This is a genomic window from Isoptericola sp. AK164 (assembly GCF_029643425.1).
Taxonomy (GTDB): domain Bacteria; phylum Actinomycetota; class Actinomycetes; order Actinomycetales; family Cellulomonadaceae; genus Isoptericola; species Isoptericola haloaureus.
This window is the reverse complement of record NZ_CP119106.1, coordinates 733,894-756,541: the sequence shown is the minus strand read 5'-3', so window position 1 is coordinate 756,541 and position 22,648 is coordinate 733,894. Positions and strand designations below refer to the sequence as shown.

The following is a 22,648-nucleotide window of genomic DNA, read 5'->3' as shown; positions in this document are numbered from 1 at the left end:
CCCCGGGGCGGACCCCGGGGCCGTCAGCACGCATCACCAACGGTAGTGCGCGAAGGCCTTGTTGGACTCGGCCATCTTGTGCATGTCCTCGCGACGCTTGACCGCGGCGCCCAGGCCGTTCGACGCGTCGAGGATCTCGTTCATGAGTCGCTCGGTCATCGTCTTCTCGCGGCGGGCCCGCGAGAAGTCGGTGAGCCACCGCAGCGCGAGAGTCGTGGAGCGCGAGGGACGGACCTCGACCGGCACCTGGTAGGTCGCACCGCCGACGCGGCGGGAGCGGACCTCGAGGGCCGGACGGACGTTCTCCAGCGCGCGCTTGAGCACGACGACCGGATCCTGGTCGGTCTTGGTCCGCACGCCCTCGAGGGCGCCGTACACGATCGCCTCGGCGGTGGACTTCTTGCCGTCGAGCAGGACCTTGTTGATCAGCTGCGTGACGACGGGCGACCCGTAGACGGGGTCGACGATGAGCGGCCGCTTGGGGGCCGGACCCTTACGAGGCATCAGGCCTTCTCCTTCTTCGCGCCGTACCGGGAACGCGCCTGCTGGCGGCCCTTGACACCCTGGGTGTCGAGGGCGCCGCGCACGATCTTGTAGCGGACACCGGGGAGGTCCTTCACACGACCGCCGCGGACGAGCACGATCGAGTGCTCCTGGAGGTTGTGGCCGACACCGGGGATGTAGGCGGTGACCTCGATGCCGGAGGAGAGCTTCACACGCGCAACCTTGCGGAGCGCCGAGTTCGGCTTCTTGGGGGTGGTGGTGTACACACGGGTGCACACGCCGCGCCGCTGCGGGGAACCCTTGAGCGCCGGAGTCTTCGACTTCCCGGCCTTCGAGGTCCGGCCCTTGCGGACGAGCTGCTGGATCGTAGGCACTACGTCTCCGTCGTCTCTCGAGCTCTCGGGGGCCTCGCCGGCCCCCGACTGGTGGTCTGTACTGGCTTGTGCGCGCCGATCGCATGCGGCACCCGCGGCCCTCACGGACCGCCACGCCACGTACCACCGGCTCGATGGCCCGGGGTGCGCTCGCGACCCTCGTGGAGGAGCGAGCGTTCGTCCCGGGATACCCGTGCGATCGTCGGCGGCGCGTCCGGGAGGTCCTCCGAGCAGCAGCTCGGGTGACCGACGGATGCACGGCACGACGGCACGGGCACGGCTTCCTAGATTACCCGCGGAAGCAAGCGGGGTCAAAGGGTGAGACGACGCCACGGTTGTGACGTCGGTCGCCCCGCGGACGGGACGCGGCGAGGGGAGACCTCCCCGACCCGGTCGTCGGCGTTCCCGAAGTGGAGGGCGCACAGCGCCCGTGAACGCGACCGGGTCGGGGAGGTCTCCCCTCGCCAGGTGTCAGGTCAGCGGAAGTCGCCGAAGTCCAGGTCCTCCAGCGGGATCGCCTCGCCCGAACCCATGCCGAGGGTCGGGAAGTCGATCTCGTCGTAGCCGAAGCTCGGGTAGAGCTCCGCCTTGGCCTGCTCGGTCGGCTCGACCTCGATGTTGTGGTACCGGGCGAGCCCCGTACCGGCCGGGATGAGCTTGCCGATGATGACGTTCTCCTTGAGGCCCAGCAGCGGGTCGCGACGACCGCTCATCGCCGCCTCGGTGAGCACCCGGGTGGTCTCCTGGAAGGAGGCCGCCGAGAGCCACGAGTCGGTGGCGAGCGAAGCCTTCGTGATACCCATCAGCTCCGGACGGCCGGCGGCCGGCTGGCCACCCTCCGCCACGGCCGCGCGGTTGGCGTCCTCGAACCGGACACGCTCGGCGAGCTCGCCGGGCAGCAGGTCCGAGTCACCGGCGTCGAGCACGGTCACGCGGCGCAGCATCTGGCGCACGATGACCTCGATGTGCTTGTCGTGGATGTCCACGCCCTGCGACCGGTAGGTCTCCTGGACCGCGTCCACGAGCTGCTTCTGCGCGGCACGCGGGCCGAGGATGCGCAGCACCTTCTTCGGGTCGACGGCGCCCTGGACCAGCTGGGTACCGACCGCGACGTGGTCGCCGTCGGCGATCAGCAGGCGCGCACGCTTGGTGACCGGGTACTTGATCTCCTCGCCGCCGTCGTCCGGGGTGAGCACGATGTGCCGGGTCCGCTCGGTGTCCTCGATGGACACGCGACCGGTGTACTCGGCGATCGGCGCCTCACCCTTCGGGGTACGGGCCTCGAAGAGCTCGGTCACACGGGGCAGACCCTGCGTGATGTCGTCCGCGGAGGCCACACCACCGGTGTGGAAGGTCCGCATGGTCAGCTGCGTACCGGGCTCACCGATGGACTGCGCGGCGATGATGCCCACGGCCTCGCCGATGTCCACGAGCTTGCCCGTGGCCAGGGAGCGGCCGTAGCACTTGGCGCAGGTGCCGACGCGCGACTCGCAGGTCAGGACCGAGCGGACCTTGACCTCCTCGATGCCGGCGGCGATCACCTGGTCGATGATGACGTCGCCCGCGTCGCTGCCCGGCTCGGCGAGCACCGTGCCGTCGGGCGCCACGACCTGGGTCGCGAAGGTGCGCGAGTAGATCGACGTCTCCACGCGGCCGTCCGGGACGAGCTGGTCACCGATGCGCTCGGCGACCGGCAGCATCAGGCCGCGCTCGGTCCCGCAGTCCTCCTCGCGGATGATGACGTCCTGGGAGACGTCCACGAGACGACGGGTCAGGTAGCCGGAGTCCGCGGTACGCAGCGCCGTGTCGGCCAGACCCTTGCGGGCACCGTGCGAGGCGATGAAGTACTCGAGGACGGAGAGGCCCTCGCGGTAGTTGGACTTGATCGGGCGCGGGATGATCTCGCCCTTCGGGTTGGCCACCAGACCGCGCATACCGGCGATCTGACGCACCTGCATCCAGTTACCGCGAGCACCGGAGGACACCATCCGGTACAGCGTGTTGCGCGTGTCGTTCTCGAGGTTGTCGCGCATGACCGCGGCGATCTTGTCGGTCGCCTGGGTCCAGATCTCGATGAGCTCCTGACGACGCTCGTCGTCGGTGATGAGGCCCTTCTCGTACTGGCCCTGCACCTTCAGCGCGCGCGCCTCGTGCTCGTCGAGGATCTCGTTCTTCTCCACCGGCATGGCGACGTCGGAGATCGAGATCGTCACGCCGGAGCGCGTGGCCCACCGGTAGCCGGCGTCCTTCAGCGCGTCCAGCGACGTGGCGACGTCCACCTTGGGGTACCGCTCGGCGAGGTCGTTGACGATCGTCGAGAGCTCCTTCTTGCCGACGACCTCGTTCTGGAACGGGTAGTCGGTCGGCAGGGCCTCGTTGAACAGGGTGCGACCGAGGGTGGTCTCGAACAGCAGCTGCTGGCCGGGCTCCCAGCCCTCGGGGGCCTCGAAGCCGCGGCGCGGCGGCACGAGGTCCGACATCCGCATCTTGATCGTCGCGTTGATGTCGAGCTCGTCCCGGTCGAAGGCCATGATGGCCTCGGCCTGGGTGCCGAACACGCGACCCTCGCCGACGGCACCGGGCCGCTCGGCCGTCAGGTGGTGCAGACCGATGATCATGTCCTGCGAGGGCATGGTCACCGGACGGCCGTCCGACGGCTTGAGGATGTTGTTGCTCGAGAGCATGAGGATGCGGGCCTCGGCCTGCGCCTCGGCGCTCAGCGGCAGGTGGACCGCCATCTGGTCACCGTCGAAGTCGGCGTTGAACGCGCCGCACACGAGCGGGTGCAGGTGGATGGCCTTGCCCTCGACGAGCTGCGGCTCGAACGCCTGGATGCCCAGACGGTGCAGCGTGGGCGCACGGTTGAGCAGCACCGGGTGCTCGGTGATGACCTCTTCGAGGACGTCCCACACCACGGGGCGGGTGCGCTCGACCATGCGCTTGGCCGACTTGATGTTCTGGGCGTGGTTGAGCTCGACCAGACGCTTCATGACGAACGGCTTGAACAGCTCGAGCGCCATCTGCTTCGGCAGGCCGCACTGGTGCAGCTTGAGCTGCGGGCCGACGACGATGACCGAACGGCCGGAGTAGTCGACGCGCTTGCCGAGCAGGTTCTGGCGGAACCGGCCCTGCTTGCCCTTGAGCATGTCGGAGATCGACTTCAGCGGGCGGTTGCCCGGACCCGTGACCGGGCGGCCACGACGGCCGTTGTCGAACAGCGAGTCGACGGCCTCCTGGAGCATCCGCTTCTCGTTGTTGACGATGATCTCCGGCGCGCCCAGGTCCAGCAGCCGCTTGAGGCGGTTGTTGCGGTTGATGACGCGGCGGTACAGGTCGTTCAGGTCCGACGTCGCGAAGCGGCCACCGTCGAGCTGCACCATCGGGCGCAGGTCCGGCGGGATGACCGGCACGGCGTCGAGCACCATGGCCGTCGGCGAGTTCGTCGTCGTCAGGAACGCGTTGACGACCTTGAGCCGCTTGAGGGCGCGCGTCTTGCGCTGACCCTTGCCGGTGCGGATGGTCTCGCGCAGCGACTCGGCCTCGGCGTCCAGGTCGAAGTTCTCCAGGCGCTTCTGGATCGCCTGGGCACCCATGGCGCCCTCGAAGTACGTGCCGTAGCGGTCCACCAGCTGGCGGTACAGCATCTCGTCGCCCTCGAGGTCGGCGACCTTGAGGTTCTTGAAACGGTCCCAGACCTGCTCGAGGCGGTCGAGCTCCTGGTCCGCACGCTTGCGCAGCTGCGCCATCTCGCGCTCGGCGGCGTCGCGGACCTTGCGGCGCGCGTCCGCCTTGGCCCCCTCGGCCTCGAGCTCGGCGAGCTCGCTCTCGAGCTTCGTGGCACGCAGGTTGATGTCGTTGTCGCGCCGGTCGGTGATCTCCTTCTTCTCCAGGTCGATCTCGTTCTGGAGGTTCGGGAGGTCTTCCTGGCGCGCCTCGTCGTCGACCCACGTGATCATGTAGGCCGCGAAGTAGATGACCTTCTCCAGGTCCTTCGGGGCGAGGTCGAGCAGGTAGCCGAGGCGGGACGGCACACCCTTGAAGAACCAGATGTGCGTGACCGGGGCGGCCAGCTCGATGTGGCCCATGCGCTCACGGCGCACCTTGGAGCGCGTGACCTCCACGCCGCAGCGCTCGCAGATGATGCCCTTGAAGCGCACGCGCTTGTACTTGCCGCAGTAGCACTCCCAGTCCCGGGTGGGGCCGAAGATCTTCTCGCAGAAGAGTCCGTCCTTCTCCGGCTTCAGGGTGCGGTAGTTGATGGTCTCGGGCTTCTTCACCTCACCGTGCGACCAGGAACGGATGTCGTCGACCGTGGCCAGGCCGATACGCAGCTCGTCGAAGACGTTGACGTCGAGCAAGATGTCCTACTTCCTCAAAGCTTTCGGATGATTCCGTGGATCAGCTGGTCGCTGGATCAGATCTCGTCGACGGTGGTCGCCGAGTTCGGACGGCGGGAGAGGTCGATGCCGAGCTCCTCCGCGGCGCGGTACACCTCGTCGTCGGACTCCTTCATCTCGATCGAGGAGCCGTCGCTGGACAGCACCTCGACGTTCAGGCAGAGCGACTGCATCTCCTTGAGGAGGACCTTGAAGGACTCCGGGATGCCCGAGTCGGGGATGTTCTCGCCCTTGACGATCGCCTCGTAGACCTTGACGCGGCCCGGGATGTCGTCGGACTTGATCGTCAGCAGCTCCTGGAGGGTGTACGCGGCGCCGTACGCCTCGAGCGCCCACACCTCCATCTCGCCGAAGCGCTGACCACCGAACTGCGCCTTACCGCCCAGCGGCTGCTGGGTGATCATCGAGTACGGACCGGTCGAGCGCGCGTGGATCTTGTCGTCGACCAGGTGGTGGAGCTTCAGGATGTACATGTAGCCCACCGCGACCGGGTCCGGGAACGGCTCGCCGGAACGACCGTCGAACAGCGGCGCCTTGCCGTCCAGGCCGACCATGCGGTCGCCGTCACGGTTCGGCAGCGTGGTCGAGATCAGCCCGCGGAGCTCGTGCTCCTCCAGACCGTCGAACACCGGCGTCGCCACGGGGCGGCCGGGCTCGGAGCTGCGCGCGTGCTCGGGCAGCTCGTCGCGCCACTCGAGGTCGTCGCCCTCGGCCAGCTCGACGTCCCACCCACGGCTGGCGACCCAGCCCAGGTGCGTCTCGAGGACCTGACCGACGTTCATGCGGCCGGGCACACCGAGCGGGTTGAGCACGATGTCGACCGGGGTGCCGTCGGGCAGGAACGGCATGTCCTCCTGCGGCAGGATCTTGGCGATGACGCCCTTGTTGCCGTGACGGCCGGCGAGCTTGTCACCGACGGTGATCTTGCGGCGCTGGGCGATGTAGACCCGCACGAGCTGGTTCACGCCGGCGGGCAGCTCGTCGCCGTCCTCGCGGTTGAACTCGCGCACGCCGATGACGGTGCCGGACTCGCCGTGCGGCACCTTCAGGGAGGTGTCGCGGACCTCGCGGGCCTTCTCGCCGAAGATGGCGCGCAGCAGGCGCTCCTCCGGGGTCAGCTCGGTCTCGCCCTTCGGGGTGACCTTGCCGACCAGCACGTCGCCGGCGCCGACCTCGGCACCGATGCGGATGATGCCGCGCTCGTCGAGGTCCGCCAGCACGTCCTCGGAGACGTTCGGGATGTCCCGGGTGATCTCCTCGGGCCCGAGCTTGGTGTCGCGGGCGTCGACCTCGTGCTCCTCGATGTGGATCGAGGACAGGACGTCGTCCTCCACGAGGCGCTGCGACAGGATGATCGCGTCCTCGTAGTTGTGACCCTCCCAGGACATGAACGCCACGAGCAGGTTGCGGCCGAGCGCGAGGTCGCCCTCGTCCGTGGCCGGACCGTCGGCGAGGACGGACCCGACCTCGACCCGCTGGCCGGCGTCGACCAGCACGCGCTGGTTGTAGTTCGTGCCCTGGTTCGAGCGGCGGAACTTGGCCACGCGGTACGTGGTCGTCGTCGCGTCGTCGTTCTCGACCGTGATGAGGTCGGCCGAGACCTGGGTGACGACACCGGGCTTGGTGGCGACGATGACGTCACCGGCGTCGATCGCGGCGCGGCGCTCCATGCCGGTACCCACCAGCGGGGCCTCGGAGCGGACCAGCGGCACCGCCTGGCGCTGCATGTTGGCGCCCATGAGCGCACGGTTGGCGTCGTCGTGCTCGAGGAACGGGATGAGCGCCGTCGCGACGGAGACCATCTGCCGCGGGGAGACGTCCATGTAGTCGACCTCGGAGGCCGGGACGTCGTCGGTCTCGCCGCCCTTGGTGCGGACCAGCACGCGGTCGAAGGCGAAGGAGCCGTCCTCGTTCAGCGTGGTGTTCGCCTGGGCGATGACGTAGCTGTCCTCGTCGTCCGCGGTGAGGTAGACGACCTCGTCGGTCACCTTGCCGGCCAGGACCTTGCGGTACGGCGTCTCGATGAAGCCGAACGCGTTGATCCGGCCGAACGAGGCGAGCGAGCCGATCAGACCGATGTTCGGGCCTTCCGGCGTCTCGATCGGGCACATGCGGCCGTAGTGCGACGGGTGGACGTCGCGGACCTCCATGCCGGCGCGGTCGCGGGACAGACCGCCCGGGCCGAGGGCGGACAGACGCCGCTTGTGCGTCAGGCCGGCCAGCGGGTTGTTCTGGTCCATGAACTGCGACAGCTGCGAGGTGCCGAAGAACTCGCGGATCGAGGCGACGACAGGGCGGATGTTGATCAGGGTCTGCGGCGTGATCGCCTCGACGTCCTGCGTGGTCATCCGCTCGCGGACCACACGCTCCATCCGGGACAGCCCGGTGCGCACCTGGTTCTGGATGAGCTCGCCGACCGCACGGATGCGGCGGTTGCCGAAGTGGTCGATGTCGTCGGTCTCGACGCGCACGTCGTACGGCTCCCCGTCCCGCGTGCCCGGGAGGGAGGACTTGTCGGCGTGCAGCGCGGCGAGGTACTTGATGGTGGCGACGACGTCGGCCAGCGACAGCGTGCTGTCGCTGAGCTCGGCGGTGACCCCGACCTTCTTGTTCAGCTTGTAGCGGCCGACCTTCGCCAGGTCGTAGCGCTTGGGGTTGAAGTAGAAGTTCTCCACGAGCGCGCGGCCGGCCTCGACCGTCGGCGGCTCACCCGGGCGGATCTTGCGGTACAGGTCCACGAGGGCCTCGTCCTGGGTGTGGACGTGGTCCTTCTCCAGGGTGTCCAGGATCGTGGGGAACTCGCCGAACTCCTCGCGGATCTCCGACTCGGTCATGCCGAGCGCCTTGAGCAGCACCGTCACGGGCTGCTTGCGCTTGCGGTCGACGCGGACGCCGACGGCGTCGCGCTTGTCGATCTCGAACTCGAGCCAGGCACCGCGGGACGGGATGATCTTCGCGGAGAAGACGTCCTTGTCGCTGGTCTTGTCGGGCGTGCGCTCGAAGTAGACGCCGGGGGAACGGACGAGCTGCGAGACGACGACGCGCTCGGTGCCGTTGATGACGAAGGTGCCGCGGTCGGTCATGAGCGGGAAGTCGCCCATGAACACCGTCTGGCTCTTGATCTCACCCGTCGTGTAGTTGACGAACTCGGCCGTCACGAACAGCGGCGCCGAGTAGGTGAAGTCCTTCTCCTTGCACTCCTCCACCGTGTACTTCGGGGGCTCGAAGCGGTGGTTGGCGAAGGACAGGGACATCGACTGGCCGAAGTCCTCGATCGGGGAGATCTCCTCGAAGATCTCCTCCAGACCGGAGGACTCGGGGACGTCGTGGCGTCCGGCCTCGATCGCGGCCTCGACCCGGGCTTGCCAGGACTCGTTGCCCAGCAGCCAGTCGAAGCTCTCGAGCTGGAGGCCGAGCAGGTCCGGCGCCTGGAGGGGTTCGTGGATCCGGCCGAACGAGAGTCGGCGGGAGGCGGTACGGTTCGCGATAGCGTCGGCGGACGGAGCAGAAGGGGTGCGCGAGGCAGCCAAGAGGGGTCCTTCCCTGCAGTTCGATGGCACGCTGTACGCTCTGTCGTGCGACGGACGTCCGAACCGCGGGCGACGAGGCCCCGGGGGTCACGACAGGTGACCCGACAGGCGGGTGATCATCGGCGGGAGGAACGTCTGGGCACAGGCGAGCGCAAAGCGCTAGCGTAGCCGAAATCTTCAGTCCTGTCCACTCGCGCCGGTACGCGAGCGGACGCCCTCGGATTCCGTCGGTTCTGAGGACGTTGTCTCGGTGGCCGCCATATGCCGCCCAAGAAACGGTGCCTTCCCACGTTACTCCCCCGGCAGCGAAGCCGCCAGACCCCCGCGCGAGCCGTGCGTCACACCGTTCCGCGCACGACGAAGGCCCGCACCCCAGGGGGTACGGGCCTTCGTACGTGACGTCCGGCGGACCGGATCATCGGTGAGTGCGGCTCACGCCGCGCGACTCACTTGAGGGTGACGGAAGCACCGGCGCCCTCGAGCGCCTCCTTGGCCTTCTCGGCGGCGTCCTTGTCGACACCCTCCAGGACCGGCTTCGGCGCGCCGTCGACCAGGTCCTTGGCCTCCTTGAGACCGAGGGACGTGAGGGCGCGCACCTCCTTGATGACCTGGATCTTCTTGTCGCCGGCACCCTCGAGGATGACGTCGAACTCGGACTGCTCCTCCTCGGCGGGGGCGGCGTCGCCGCCACCGGCCGGGGCGCCGGCGACGACCGCGGCGGCCGGGGCGGCGGCGGTGACGTCGAACTTCTCCTCGAAGGCCTTCACGAACTCGGAGAGCTCGATGAGGGTCAGCTCCTCGAACTGGGCCAGGAGCTCGTCAGTGCTGAGCTTCGCCATGATGGCGTTCCTTTCATTCAGCGCTTCGCGGGCCGGTCGGCCCGCCAGAAGCAGGGGTTGTGTTCCAGCGCGTCCGCCTGATCAGGCGGCAGCGCCCGCCGATTCCTGCTTCTGACGCAGGGCATCGATGACTCGGGCGACCTGGGTCGGCTTGGCGTTGAAGGCGTAGGCAGCCTGGCTGATCTTGGCCTTCATCGCGCCGGCCGCCTTGGCCAGCAGAACCTCGCGGGACTCGAGGTCCGCGAGCTTCGTGATCTCCGCAGCGGTCAGGGCGTTCCCCTCGAGGACACCGCCCTTGATGACCAGTGCGGGGTTCGCCTTGGCGAAGTCACGCAGACCCTTCGCGGCCTCGACCGGGTCACCGGTCACGAACGCGATCGCGGACGGACCCTGGAGGTCGGCGTCGAGACCCTCGACACCGGCTTCCTTGGCCGCGATGCTGGTCAGCGTGTTCTTCACCACGGCGTAGGTTGCGTTGCCGCTGAGCGACCGACGCAGCTCCTGGAGCTGAGCGACGGAGAGCCCGCGGTACTCGGTCAGCACGGCCGCGTTGGAGTCACGGAGCTTGTCCGCGATCGACGCGACGGCGGCTGCCTTGTCCGGCCTCGCCATGGCAATCCTTCCGGTGGTGGAGCCACCGGTCACCCCGGGAAAGAGAAAGAGCCCCGGCGCAGGCGCACGGGGCTCGGATGCTCACGGCCGCAGCCGTGGGATCGTCGTCGTGTCACCTACGCAGGCCTCCGCACTCTCGCGGGACTTCGGTCTTCGGCCTCTCGGAACGAGTCCGGGCAGCCTGGGACGACCGGCGGTCTTGGGTTACCCGAGAACTCTACACGACGACGACGCCCGGGCGGCACCCGCCGTCACGAGGCGCTCGTCACACCGTGGCGGTCGTTTCCTGCACGTCGCGCTCGACGGCCAGCGGGCCGAAGCAGACGAGGGGGACGGGCTCGGGCTCCGACGCCACGGCGAGGGCCAACGCCGTGGCCGGTTCCCGGCCGTCGCGCAGCGCTGAGTGCAGCCGCGGCATGACGCGTGCCGCGACCTCGTCCCGCAGCGGCGCGACCGCCGCGACGACCGCTCGCGCCCCGAGGCGCAGCAGGACGCTCGTCAGCCCGAGCGGCTCGCCGCCCAGACGCACGGAGGCACGTCCGACCTCGCAGGCGGACAGCACGACGACCGTCCCCCGCAGGTTCACGCCGTCCAGCTCGTGCGCGTACAACGGTCCGTCCGCGAGCCGGACGAAGGAGAACAGCGGGTTGTCGGGCTCGTGGACGCCGTGCGCGGCGAGGTGCACCACCTGGACGTCGGCGAGGGAGTCGCGGACGGCCGCGCACGTCGCGCGCTCCCCGGTCCGCGGATCGGCCGTCGCCCACTCCTCGGCGACGAGCCGCGCCTCGTCGTCTGCCGCGGCGAGACCGGGCCCCGCGACGACCAGCGCGCGCGCCGTCCGGACCCGGCGACTGCTGTCGACCGGTCCGTAGCGTGCCACCCACGAGTCGACGCTGGTCGCGATCCCCGCGCGGGACGGCAGGGACGCCCACGGCACCGCCAGCAGGCCGTCGCGCGCCGCGACGTGCAGCGGTCCGTGCACCTCCAGCGGCCCCAGCAGCAGGTCGTCGAGCCGCTCGAGGGACCGCCGGGCCGAGGCCGCGGCCACCTCGCGCATCGGGGCGGGGATGAGCCCGTTGGCCAGCACGTCGACGTCCTGACGGACCCGGCGGGCCAGCTCGGCCGCCTCGGCCGACGAGCCGAGCTCGACCAGCCGCGCGCCCGTCGCGTCGAGCCGCACCGCCGTCACGCGCTCGGTCAGCAGGTAGGACACCACGACGGCGTTCGAGCACGCCGCACGCAGGTCTCGGATCAGGTCACGGGCGGTCGTCGGCTCGGGTATCGTCCGGTCCCCCGTCCCCGCGAGCTGCCACGACCGTCGTCGCGCTCGCTGCTGCAGCCGATGGGCGTCCGCCGACCGCTTCGCGGCCCGCGCCCGGTCGCCGGGGTCCGTGCTCGTCGCGAGCTCCCGGGCGTCCTCCGCGGCCGCACGGGCCATGGTCAGGAGCTCGGCCAGCTGCTCGTCGTCGGGTGGGCGCACCCGAGCGGCTCCCGCGTACGCCGCTCGCCCCCTCTCCAGGGCGTCGAAGACGGCCCGCGGTCGCCGTGTGGCCAGCGCCGCCTCGACGTCGACGCGCGCGATCCGGGTCCCGTGCGCCGCCGCGGCGGTGACCGTGTCGACCGAGCCGAGACGTGCTCGGTGGTCAGCGAGCACGCGATGGCCGCGGCGGACGGCCAGCAGGCCGCGACGCCGGTCGCCGCCGGCGAACGCCACCTGGGCGCGGACCGACTCGTGATGGATGCGCAGCGGGAGCGGGCTGCTCCCGAGCCGCGGCACCTCGCCCACGATCTCGGCCGCCCGGTCGTGGTCGCCGGCGAGCAACGACCACTCCGCGGCGAGCAGCCGGGCCGCCACGGCGGCCTCGCGGCTCGGTGCCGCGGACTCGTCGCCGCCCTCCGACGCCAGGGCGAGGGCGTCGTCGCGCCGTCGACGCAGCGCGGTGCGGCGCGCCGTCCCGCGCTCACGGTCCAGGGCGAGCCTGGCCTCCAGCGCCGTGATCCGTGCCGCCAGAGCCCAGGAGTCGTTGCCCACGCGCGCGAACGCCCGGCGCGACCGCCCGGCCCACCGCAGCGCCTCCTCCGGTCGGCGCAGCAGGATCGCGCAGCGCGCCCGCGCCAGGAGAGCGTCGGCCATCTCGCCGGTCAGGTCCTCGGCCGAGAGGATGTCGGCGGAGTCCGCGAGCACCTTCTCCGCCTCGGTGACGAGTCCCGCGTCGAGGAGGACCTGGGCGCGTCCCACCTCGGACCAGCCGTCCGGCCCCTCGGGCTGGAGCGCCGACGACTCCTCCATGTTCCGCAGCGCGCGGTGGAAGTCTCCGCGCAGGTAGTAGGCGAAACCTATGTTGAACGACGCGAACGCGGCATAGCGGTCGTTGCCGTCGAGGCGGGCGTGGTGGAGAGCGATCTGGTGGTGGCGCAGGTCGGCGTCGAGGTCGCGCAGCTCGCCGGCAGCCGCACCGCGGTTGATGTGCAGGACGGCCAGGTCGCGGTGGTTCTCGGGGTCGGCCGCCGACAGCGCGCGGTCGAAGGCGGCGGCGGCACCTCGCGCGTCGCCGGACCTCAGCAGGAGCAGACCGTCCTGGCCGTGCGCCACCGCGGACAGCTCGTGGTGGCCGCCCGCCTCGGCCACGACGAGCGCCTCGGCCACGAGCCGTCGGGCACCGTCGAGGTCTCCGGAGAGCCCGTAGGTGCAGGAGGCCTCGCCCACGAGCGCCCGCACCCGCAGGTCGACCACCCAGGCGCCGTGCAGGGCGGGGTCGAGCGGCGACACGTCGCGCAGCAGCGACCGGTAGGCACGCGAGGCCGGACGGACCCGCGAGGCAGCGTTGTGCTCCTGCGCCTCGCGGAGCCGCTCGTCGAGCGCCGCCCTGTCGATCTCCTACCTCCTACGCACCGTCCCCGCCCGCCCGGTCGAGTGCGACCGTCCTGGTCACAGCATCCCACGCACCGTCGACCCCCACCTCGCCGCGGGCGCCCGTCCGCAGCCGGGCGGCAGCGACCTCGCCCGCGAGGTAGGGGGCCGAGAACGACGTCCCGCTCCACGTGGCGAAACCGCCGGTGAAGTCGTCGGGGTCGACCGTGGCCCGGGTCCCCGGCCGGAGACGCTCGGCGACCGAGGCCTCCGGGGTCTCGGGCCCGTCGAGCGTCGTGGGCATCGTCGACAGCACGGCGGCCCCCGGGCGGATGCACGTCACCCACGGACCGTCGTTGCTGAAGATGGCGGTCGTGCCGTCCGGGTTGGCCGCACCGGCGACGAGCAGCGGTGGGTGCCGGTCCGAGAGCTGGCCTCCGTCGACGGGTCGAAGCGCGTCGGCGTCCTGCTGCAGGTGCGGTGCCCAGGCGGCCGGGAACATCGGACGGGTGGTCCCGTCGTTGCCCGAGGCGAGCACGACGACCACCCCGGCCCGGCGCAACGCGCGCAGCACGCGGCGCAGAGGCCCGTCGTAGCCGTAGTCCTCCGGCTGCTCGTGGTAGTAGCCCATCGCCAGCACGACGACGTCGACCTGGTGGTACCCCGGGTCACCGGCGACACCGCGCCGGTGGAACCGCAGCAGCCGCCACAGGGTGTGCAGCACCTCCCACTCGGGGATGTCGCCGGACCCGCCGAACGCGCGCACGGCCATCAGTACGGCGTCGGGGCACACCTGGTGCACGACACCGGCCATGAAGGTGCCGTGACCGGCCACGGGATCGAGCGGACCCGTCAACGGGTCGACGCTCAGGCCGCCGAAGTCCGCGTCCGCGGTGGCGTGTCGCGGGACGGGGAAGGTGCCCACCGGACGGCCGTCGAGCGTCGCCGTGCGCACCACGACGGCGCTGTCCTGCGGGTCGTGCGGGTCGTAGTCACCGAACCAGTCGTGCGACCCGACACCCGTGTCGACGACGGCGACCACGGGTCGCCGCGTCCCGTCGGCGGCGTGCCACGGCGTCGGCCCGTCGGCCAGCGACCGGCGGGGCGGCGCTCCCAGGTATCCCACCGGTGTCAGACCGCCGCTGCCGGCGACCCCGTACTCGTCGATCGCGCCGAACGGCAGCGGGGTGCTCCGTGGCCGCGCGACCGGCACGAACGGCAGCGGGGTGGAGCGGTGACGCTGCGCCCGCAGCACGTGGTCCAAGCCGACGCGGGGGGTCGGACGGTCTCCCTCGTCGGCGTCGTCACGCTCGTCGAGCGCACCGAGCTCGCCGACGATCCGCTCCAGGACCTGCCAGACGTCGACCTCGACGTCGTCGTCGCGCAGCGGGACCAGGCGCAGTGCGTAGCCGAACGTCTCGTCGTCGACCTCGTCCCCGGCGAGGTCGCCCAGGGTGCCGTCGTAGACGACGCGGTACCCCATCTCGGTCGCGATCCGCCGCACGCCGTCGAGCCAGCTCGTCGGCTCGCCCTCGCCGGCCCAGTCGTCCAGGGCGACCATCGCTCCCTGCCCGCCGGCACCGAGCGCGGCGGCCTCCGGGACGACACGGCGGCGCAGGTCCTCGGGCAGCCCGCCCCGGACGATGAGCCGGTCGGCCACGTAGTCGGTCTCCCGGACCCGGGACGCGCCCGGGCTCCGTCGGACCCGGTCGGGGTCCAGGTGACGGACCGGGCGCCGCCCGCCGGCCGCGTCCTCGATGGTCGTCTCGCTCACGTGCTCCTCCTCGAGTCCGGGCACGGCGAACCGGCCCTGATGTCCTGATCAGTCCTCGGTCGACGGGCTACAGCTCGATGACGGGCGTCGTCACCGGCGTCTCGCCCTGGTGCACCAGAAGGCTCGCCGGCCCCCGGGGGACGTCCTCGAGGACGAAACGTCCGTCCTCGTCGGACAGGGTGGCGCGCTCCTCGTCGGGTCGGCGCAGCACGATCTCCAGGGCCTCGGCCGGTGCCATCCAGCCGTCGATCCTGACCGTCCCGGCGGCCGCGCCCGCCGACAGGGCGATCATCACCGTCAACCGCTCGTGGGTGAACGTGATGGTGCGCGTCTCCACCGGGGCGTCGCTGCGGACCGACCCGACCGGGGTCTCGACGACCTGCAGCTCCATGACCTCGGCCTCCAGGCCGGCGAGCGTCATGGCGAACAGCGCACGCTCGGCGAGCCCGTGCGGGGCGGGGTCGAGGCGGTCGTCCAGCTCCGCGACGCGCGCGAGCAGCGCGACGTCGGACGCGTCCAGCGGTACGTCGGCACCGGGCACGTCGTCGAACTCGGTCATGTCCATGAGGTCTCCCCTCGTTCGGTGAGGACGGTGCGCAGCTTGGCCAGGCACCGTCCCCGCGTGGCGCCGATGCTCCCGATCGGCATCCCGATCGCGGCGGAGATGGACCGGTAGTCCGGACGGTCGGCGAGCGAGACGAGTCGCAGCAGCTCCTGGCACCGTTCCGGCAGCTCGCGCAGCGCAGCCCACAGGGTGCGGTCGCGCTCGTTGCGCAGCAGCTCCGCCTCGGGACCCGGCGCGGGGTCCGGGAGGGTCGTCGCGGTCTCGGCGTCGTCGTCCGGCAGCCCGGTGCGGCGCATGTCGTCGGTCCGGTCCTTGCGGACCGCCTCCCACGCCGCACGGCGTGCGGTCACGAGCAGCCACTTCAGGGTCGCCTTCGGCTCGCTGATCGAGTCGACGTGACGCACGAGCGCGGCCCACGTCTGCTGCACCACGTCGTCGGCCGCCTCCCGCGAGACGCCCTGGGACCTGACCGTGCGCCACAGCAACGGTGACGCCTCCCGGACGAAGTCGGTCATCGCACCCGGCCGCCCCTCGCGGTACTCGATCACCGCCACGGCGGCTCGGTCTCCCAGGCTGGACGTCTCGGCTGGACGCGTCATGGCTCCTCGCGTGGTGTGCGTGATGCTCCCCGACCCGGTGGTAGCCGACTCAGGCGGACCCGACGAGCCTAGGGCGGCGTCCCGCCGCCCACGCTCCCCCGTGCCCGCACCCATGAGATTTCACCCTCCGCTCGGCAGTGTCATCACCAGGGAGGCGGCGCCCCTGCTCCTGATACACGTCGAGCCGGACATCTCGGCGGGGACGCAGAACGGCCCGGCACCCTCGAGGGTGCCGGGCCGTTCGTCGCGCGTCCGAGGATCAGGCCTCGGTGAGCTTCGCCGTCTTCGACGGGTCGACCGGGATGCCCGGGCCGAACGTCGTCGCGAGGGTCGCCTTGGAGATGTAGCGGCCCTTCGAGGACGACGGCTTCAGACGCAGGACCTCGTCCAGCGCCGCCGCGTAGTTCTCCACCAGCGCGGTCTCGTCGAACGAGGCCTTGCCGATGATGAAGTGCAGGTTCGCGTGCTTGTCGACGCGGAACTCGATCTTGCCGCCCTTGATGTCGGACACGGCCTTGGTGACGTCCATGGTCACGGTGCCGGTCTTCGGGTTCGGCATGAGGCCGCGGGGGCCGAGCACCTTGCCGAGACGACCGACCTTGCCCATGAGGTCCGGGGTCGCGACGGCCGCGTCGAAGTCGGTGTAGCCACCGGCCACCTTCGCGATGAGCTCGTCGCCGCCGACCTCGTCCGCACCGGCCGCGGCGGCCTCCTCGGCCTTGGCCGCGTTCGCGAAGACGATCACGCGAGCGGTCTTGCCGGTGCCGTGCGGCAGGTTGACCGTGCCACGGACCAGCTGGTCCGCCTTGCGCGGGTCGACACCCAGCCGGAACGAGACCTCGACGGTCGAGTCGGCGTTCTTCGAGGCGGTCTCCTTGGCGAGCTTCACGGCCTCGAGGGGGGTGTACAGGTTGTCGCGGTCGATCTTCGCCGCGGCGGCGCGGTACGCCTTGCTGCGCTGTGCCATCTGCGTTCTCCTTGCTGCAGTCGTGGTCGTCGGGTCTGCGCGGACCCTCCCACGTGCCCGACGACTGTCGTCGGGACTTCGTCCTCCCGGCCGCGGGGCCGGGATTCCAGGATCAGTCCTGGACGGTGATGCCCATGGAGCGGGCGGTGCCGGCGATGATCTTCTTCGCGGCCTCGATGTCGTTCGCGTTGATGTCCGGCATCTTGGTCTCGGCGATCTCGCGGACCTGGTCCTGCGTGAGCTGGGCGACCTTGGCGCTGTGCGGGGTCGCCGAGCCCTTGGCCACACCGGCGGCCTTCTTGATGAGCTCCGCGGCCGGCGGCGTCTTCGTGATGAAGGTGAAGGAGCGGTCCTCGTAGACCGTGATCTCCACCGGGATGACGTTGCCGCGCTGCGACTCGGTCGCCGCGTTGTAGGCCTTGCAGAACTCCATGATGTTCACGCCGTGCTGACCCAGCGCGGGGCCGATCGGCGGGGCCGGGTTCGCCGCCCCGGCCTGGATCTGGAGCTTGATGAGGCCGGAGACCTTCTTCTTGGGAGGCATGTTGCTACCACTTTCTGTTGCTGGGCCGACGCCGTGGGCGATGACCCGGTTGCAGGGGTGCCGCTCGCGCGGCGCACCGGAGGTCCGGTGCGTCGGTCAGATCTTGGCGACCTGGTTGAACGACAGCTCGACCGGGGTCTCCCGGCCGAAGATGGACACGAGGACCTTGAGCTTCTGGGCCTCGGCGTTGATCTCGGAGATCGTCGCGGGCAGCGTGTCGAACGGACCATCGGTGACGGTGACGGACTCGCCGACCTCGAAGTCGACCTCGATGGCGGGCTGCGCAGCCGCGCCGCCACCCTTCTCGGCGGCCGCGGCGGGCTTCGCCGGGGCCTCCTCGAGCATGGTCGGCGCGAGCATGCCGAACACCTCGTCGAGCGACAGCGGGACCGGCTGGTGGGTGTGTCCCACGAACCCGGTCACGCCCGGCGTGTGGCGCACCGCGCCCCACGACTCGTCGGTGAGGTCCATGCGCACCAGGACGTACCCCGGGATCCGCACGCGGCGGACGGACTTCTTCTGCCCGTTCTTGATCTCGGTGACGTCCTCCATGGGGACCTCGACCTGGAAGATGTAGTCCTCCATGTTCAGGCTCTGGGTGCGGTTCTCCAGATTGACCTTCACACGGTTCTCGTAGCCGGCGTAGGAGTGGATGACGTACCAGTCGCCCAGCTGGCCGCGCAGCGTGCGGCGCAGCTCCTCGGCCGGGTCCTCGATCACGTCGCCGTCGGCGTCCGCCGCGCCCTCGTCCTGCGTGGGCTCCGCGGCCTCCGCCTCGGTCTCCTCGGCCTGCTCGGTGGTGTCCGCGTCCGCGGGCACGTCGAGGTCAGCCTCGGCGCCGTCGGCGTCGGGCTGGGTGGGGTCGACGTTCTCCGTCTGCTCCAGAGGATCCTGGGACACGAACGAACCTGCTTTCTGGCTTCGGATGGGGTGGTGCGGTCCGGGGCCGGCGCCGGGTGTGGTCGGCTCAGCCGTCCCCGAAGAGCCAGAAGGCTCCGAGGCCGAGGACGTAGTCGAGCGCGGTCACGAACAGCATCGCGATCGTGACGAACACGATGACGACGATGGTGTAGTTGATCAGCTCCGACCGGGTCGGGGTGACCACCTTGCGGAGCTCGCCGACCACCTGGCGGACGAACAGAGCGATCCGGGCGAAGACGTTGCGACGTTCCTTGCCCGAACCGGTGTCGTGCGTGCTGGCCTCAGCCGGCAACTCGCTCACTTCGACCTACCCCGTTTCGCGATCACACCGCAGCCACGCCGCCTGCCGACGACGCACCCACGGCACAGACTTCTGGCGTTCCGGGTCACGCACTGACGCGACCCCGCTGCGCGGCCCCGCGGGGGATCACGCTGGCAGGGTAGACAGGACTCGAACCTGCAACCTGCGGTTTTGGAGACCGCTGCGCTACCAATTGCGCCACTACCCTTCGTGCTCGACGACGCACCGCCCGGATCCGCACCAGGGCGCGGTCCAGCATGGTGATCGTCAACCACCGAGGGACTACTGTACGCGACGCGGGACGCTGGGTCGAACCACCGCCGCACGACCGGTTCGTCACAGCCCGGACGGAGGCGTGGGGCAGACTGTCCCGGGTGCGTGACCTGGCATCGCTCCCCAAGGCCCACCTCCACCTGCACTTCACCGGATCGCTGCGGGTGTCGTCGCTGCGCGAGCTCTCGACCGCGTACGGCCTGCGGCTCCCCTCGGCGCTGACCGACGGCGTCGCCCTGCGCGTCCCGGCCACGGAGCGGGGCTGGTTCCGGTTCCAGCGCCTCTACGACGCCGCCCGGCACTGCGTGCGCTCCGAGGCCGACATGCGCCGGCTCGTCGACGAGGCGGCCGCCGACGACGCCGCCGAGGGGTCCGGACGCCTGGAGATCCAGGTGGACCCGACGTCGTACGCGCCCTTCGTGGGCGGCATCACCCCGGCGGTGGAGATCGTCCTGGACGAGGCGCGGGCCGCGAGCGCCCGGCACGGGCTGGAGGTCGCCGTCGTCGTCGCCACCTCCCGCATGAAGCACCCGCTGGACGCCCGCACGCTGGCGCGGCTGGCCGCCCGGTACGCCGGGGAGGGGCCGGGCGAGGTCGTCGGCTTCGGCCTGAGCAACGACGAGCGGCGCGGCGACACGCGCGAGTTCGCGCGGGCCTTCGCGATCGCGCGGCGCGCCGGACTGGCCTCGGTCCCCCACGGCGGTGAGCTGCTGGGGCCGACGCACGTGCGCGAGGTCGTCGCCGCGCTCGACCCGGACCGGCTCGGCCACGGGGTGCGCTCGATCGAGGACCCGGCGCTGCTCGGCTCGCTGGTCGAGTCCGGCGTCGCCCTGGAGGTGTGCCCGGCCTCCAACGTGTCTCTCGGCGTCTACGAGCACGACGAGGACGTCCCGCTGCGGCAGCTCGTCGAGGCGGGGGCGCAGGTGGCCCTCGGCGCCGACGACCCGTTGCTGTTCGGCTCCCGCCTGCGGGACCAGTACGAGACCGCGCGCACCGTCCACGGGTTCAGCGACGCCGAGCTGGCCGACCTCGCCCGGGCCTCCATCCGCGCCTCGCGAGCCTCCTCGGCCACGCGTCGGCGACTCCTGGACGGCGTGGACGACTGGCTGGCGGACGGGCCGGCCTGACCCGGACGCCCCGAGCTCGTGGCCGCGGCCACGGAGCGTCGCCGCGCGCCTCGCGGCGGGCACGGCATGATGGGAGGACGTCGGACCGGCGCGGACGCGCGGGCGAGAGGAGTGGTTCATGACGGGACCGGGTCGCCCGCCGGGGCGCCGAGCGGCCGCGGCGGCCGCCGTCGTCGCGCTGCTCCTGCTCGGGGCGTGCGGGCCCGCGACGAGCGAGCCGACCGACACCGCCGCGTCCACGACGCCGACCCCGCCGTCGCCGGCGGCCGACCCGTCGGCCGCCGCGTCCGTGACACCGTCCGCGGTCCCGGAGCCCGACCCGACCGTGCCGGACCCCACGCCCTCGGCCACGGCCTCGCCGGAGCCCGAGCCCTCGCCGTCCATGACCACGCAGACCTCGCCGGCGTCCACGGCGGACCCTTCGGACGGGACGGCCGAGCCTGACGCCGCCGACGACGAGTCCGACGGGACCCAGGACGGCGCGTCGTCCGACACGCAGAAGCCCGACGAGAAGAAGACCGAGAAGAAGCCGGAGAAGAACGCTCCTGCCCCGGAGCCGGACTACGTCGAGGTCGGCTCCCGGGGTGCGGAGGTCCGCGAGCTGCAGGAGCGGCTGGTCGAGCTCGGCTACTTCCTGCCGAGCGTCGACGGGGTGTTCGGCCCGCAGACGCAGCAGGCCGTCTGGGCGCTGCAGAAGGCGGCGGGCCTGTACCGCGACGCCGTCGTCGGCCCGCGGACCGAGTCTGCCCTGGACGACGGCGTCCGCCCCCGCACGGTCTCGTCGTCGGGCAAGGTCGTCGAGATCGACCTGGACCGCCAGCTGCTGCTCGCCGTGCAGGACGGGCGGGTCGTGCGGGCGTTCAACGCCTCCTCCGGCAACGGCGAGACGTTCGAGGCCAAGGGTCGCTCCTACCGGGCCACGACGCCGCGCGGGACCTTCGCCGTCTACATGGAGCGCGACTACCTGCACGAGTCCACGCTGGAGCTCGGGGCGATGTACCGGCCGAAGTACTTCACCGGCGGCATCGCCGTGCACGGTTCACCCTCGATCCCGCCGGTGCCGGCCTCGCACGGGTGCATCCGGGTGTCGAACGCGGCGATGAACTGGCTGTGGGACTCCTGGGGGATGCCGCGGGGCACCACCGTCGTCGTGCACTGAGCGGCGGCCGCTCTCAGAGGGCGAGGCCCACCAGCACCGGCTCCGGCTCCAGCTCGACGCCGAACTCGTCGCGCACGCCGTCGCGCACGGCACGGGCCAGCGCGACCAGGTCCTGCGACGTCGCTCCCCCACGGTTGGTCAGGGCCAGCGTGTGCCGGGTCGACAGTCGCGCGGGCGAGTGCTCGCCGGCCAGCCCGAACCCCTTGGTGAACCCGGCACGCTCGATGAGCCACGCGGCCGAGGTCTTGACCCGCCCGTCACCGGCCGGGAACCGCGGAGCCTCCGCGGGAAGCCGATCTGCCCCGTCCGCGGACAGGATCGGGTTGGTGAAGAACGACCCGGCCGACCAGCGGTCGTGGTCCGGGGCCACGGCCCCGCCGACGCCGTCGAGCAGCATCCCCTTGCCGCCGCGCAGCTCGAGGACCGCATCGCGGACCTCCGACGACGGCGCCCGCTGCCCGACCTCGACGCCGAGACGGCGCGCCAGCTCCGGGTACGCGATCGGCGCCGACAGCGACCCGATACGCATCTGCAGCTCGACGGCGAGCACGACGAACCGCGGCGTCGGGTACCAGAGCTCGCCGTCGGCGTCGGGTCGCATCGACCGCTTGAGCACGCTCGTGCGGTAGCCGAAGCCGAGCTCGCTCAGGGCGAGCGTCCGCCGTCGTCCCGTGGCCCGGTCCCAGGTGCGTACCGAGGCGACCACCCCGGAGACCTCCTGGCCGTACGCGCCGATGTTCTGCACCGGCGCCGCGCCGAGCGTCCCGGGGATCCCGGACAGCGCCTCGACGCCGATCCACTCGTTCGCCACCGCGTGGGCCACGAACTCGTCCCAGTCCTGGCCGGCGGGCAGCGTGACCGTCGCGCCACCGCAGGGCGGGCCCTCCAGCTCGCAGGAGGCCGACAGGTCCGCGTCCAGGCCGCGGCGCACGTCGCGCACGACGAGCCCGTCGAAACCCCCGTCCGCCACGAGCAGGTTGGACCCGCCGCCGACCACGAGCAGCGGCACCTCGGCGTCGTCGGCCGTCCGGACGGCATCGATCAGCTCGACCTCGGTGGTGGCCTCGACGTACGCCTCCGCGGGGCCGCCGACACGCAGAGTCGTCAGGTCGGACAGGTTCGGGGCGGTCTCGGGGCCGACGACGGCGGTCGGTTCGGCCGGGACGCTCGGCACGGTCTGGCTCACGGCTCCAGCGTAGACGGCGCCGGCGGAGGTCACGCCATGCGCAGCACGCCTAGACTCCAGGACCCTCAACGGCTCCTGGGTACTCCCACGTGTCACGCGAACCCTCCGATGGGGCTTCGGGCTCG

17 protein-coding genes and 1 tRNA gene are annotated in these 22,648 nt (G+C 71.2%); 2 read left to right on the top strand and 16 right to left on the bottom strand.

Annotated elements, in window-relative coordinates:
* Positions 1–33: 33 nt before the first annotated feature.
* The 15 genes from rpsG to PO879_RS03330 form a co-directional block, all read right to left on the bottom strand.
* Positions 34–504 (bottom strand): 30S ribosomal protein S7, encoded by a 471-nt coding sequence (rpsG, locus tag PO879_RS03400; protein ID WP_278236528.1) that lies wholly within the window; start codon positions 502–504, stop codon positions 34–36.
* Positions 504–878: a 30S ribosomal protein S12 gene (gene rpsL / locus PO879_RS03395; protein ID WP_106267324.1), complete on the bottom strand. Its 375-nt coding sequence runs from the start codon at positions 876–878 to the stop codon at positions 504–506. Before rpsL ends, rpsG begins: the two co-directional genes overlap by 1 nt.
* A gap of 476 nt (positions 879–1,354) precedes the next feature.
* Positions 1,355–5,236, bottom strand: a complete 3,882-nt coding sequence (locus PO879_RS03390) for a DNA-directed RNA polymerase subunit beta' (protein WP_278236527.1) — start codon at positions 5,234–5,236, stop codon at positions 1,355–1,357.
* 56 nt (positions 5,237–5,292) lie between these two features.
* The gene (rpoB, locus tag PO879_RS03385; protein ID WP_278236526.1) at positions 5,293–8,805 is read right to left on the bottom strand and encodes a DNA-directed RNA polymerase subunit beta; all 3,513 of its coding nucleotides are present in this window, start codon (positions 8,803–8,805) and stop codon (positions 5,293–5,295) included.
* Positions 8,806–9,251: 446 nt separating this feature from the next.
* Entirely contained in the window at positions 9,252–9,644 is a 393-nt protein-coding gene (gene rplL, locus PO879_RS03380; RefSeq protein ID WP_278236525.1) for a 50S ribosomal protein L7/L12, read from the bottom strand.
* A gap of 81 nt (positions 9,645–9,725) precedes the next feature.
* Positions 9,726–10,256: a 50S ribosomal protein L10 gene (rplJ, locus tag PO879_RS03375; RefSeq protein ID WP_278237445.1), complete on the bottom strand. Its 531-nt coding sequence runs from the start codon at positions 10,254–10,256 to the stop codon at positions 9,726–9,728.
* A 265-nt stretch (positions 10,257–10,521) separates the two neighbouring features.
* Positions 10,522–13,026, bottom strand: a complete 2,505-nt coding sequence (locus PO879_RS03370) for a CHAT domain-containing protein (RefSeq protein ID WP_278236524.1) — start codon at positions 13,024–13,026, stop codon at positions 10,522–10,524.
* Between the two features lie 115 nt (positions 13,027–13,141).
* Entirely contained in the window at positions 13,142–14,881 is a 1,740-nt protein-coding gene (locus PO879_RS03365) for a S8 family serine peptidase (protein ID WP_278236523.1), read from the bottom strand.
* Between the two features lie 67 nt (positions 14,882–14,948).
* The gene (locus PO879_RS03360) at positions 14,949–15,446 is read right to left on the bottom strand and encodes a hypothetical protein (protein ID WP_278236522.1); all 498 of its coding nucleotides are present in this window, start codon (positions 15,444–15,446) and stop codon (positions 14,949–14,951) included.
* Positions 15,437–16,045, bottom strand: coding sequence for a sigma-70 family RNA polymerase sigma factor (locus tag PO879_RS03355; RefSeq protein WP_278236521.1), 609 nt, complete (start codon positions 16,043–16,045; stop codon positions 15,437–15,439). The genes PO879_RS03360 and PO879_RS03355 overlap by 10 nt, the downstream gene beginning before the upstream one ends.
* Before the next feature lie 259 nt (positions 16,046–16,304).
* Positions 16,305–17,012: a 50S ribosomal protein L1 gene (rplA, locus tag PO879_RS03350; protein WP_278236520.1), complete on the bottom strand. Its 708-nt coding sequence runs from the start codon at positions 17,010–17,012 to the stop codon at positions 16,305–16,307.
* 112 nt (positions 17,013–17,124) lie between these two features.
* Entirely contained in the window at positions 17,125–17,556 is a 432-nt protein-coding gene (gene rplK, locus PO879_RS03345; RefSeq protein WP_278236519.1) for a 50S ribosomal protein L11, read from the bottom strand.
* Positions 17,557–17,652: 96 nt separating this feature from the next.
* On the bottom strand, positions 17,653–18,456 hold the full coding sequence (gene nusG, locus PO879_RS03340) for a transcription termination/antitermination protein NusG (RefSeq protein ID WP_278236518.1): 804 nt from the start codon (positions 18,454–18,456) through the stop codon (positions 17,653–17,655).
* Between the two features lie 67 nt (positions 18,457–18,523).
* The gene (gene secE, locus PO879_RS03335; RefSeq protein WP_278237444.1) at positions 18,524–18,769 is read right to left on the bottom strand and encodes a preprotein translocase subunit SecE; all 246 of its coding nucleotides are present in this window, start codon (positions 18,767–18,769) and stop codon (positions 18,524–18,526) included.
* 141 nt (positions 18,770–18,910) lie between these two features.
* A tRNA-Trp gene (locus tag PO879_RS03330) sits at positions 18,911–18,986 on the bottom strand.
* Positions 18,987–19,152: 166 nt separating this feature from the next.
* Between PO879_RS03330 and PO879_RS03325 the strand changes: the two genes are divergently transcribed.
* Both PO879_RS03325 and PO879_RS03320 read left to right on the top strand, forming a co-directional pair.
* Entirely contained in the window at positions 19,153–20,178 is a 1,026-nt protein-coding gene (locus PO879_RS03325) for an adenosine deaminase (protein WP_278236517.1), read from the top strand.
* Positions 20,179–20,296: 118 nt separating this feature from the next.
* A complete protein-coding gene (locus tag PO879_RS03320; RefSeq protein ID WP_278236516.1) occupies positions 20,297–21,337 on the top strand; it encodes a L,D-transpeptidase family protein in 1,041 nt (346 codons plus the stop codon).
* 13 nt (positions 21,338–21,350) lie between these two features.
* Here the strand turns inward: PO879_RS03320 and PO879_RS03315 are convergent, their stop codons facing one another.
* Positions 21,351–22,523, bottom strand: coding sequence for a UDP-N-acetylmuramate dehydrogenase (locus tag PO879_RS03315; protein WP_278236515.1), 1,173 nt, complete (start codon positions 22,521–22,523; stop codon positions 21,351–21,353).
* Between the last annotated feature and the right edge of the window lie 125 nt (positions 22,524–22,648).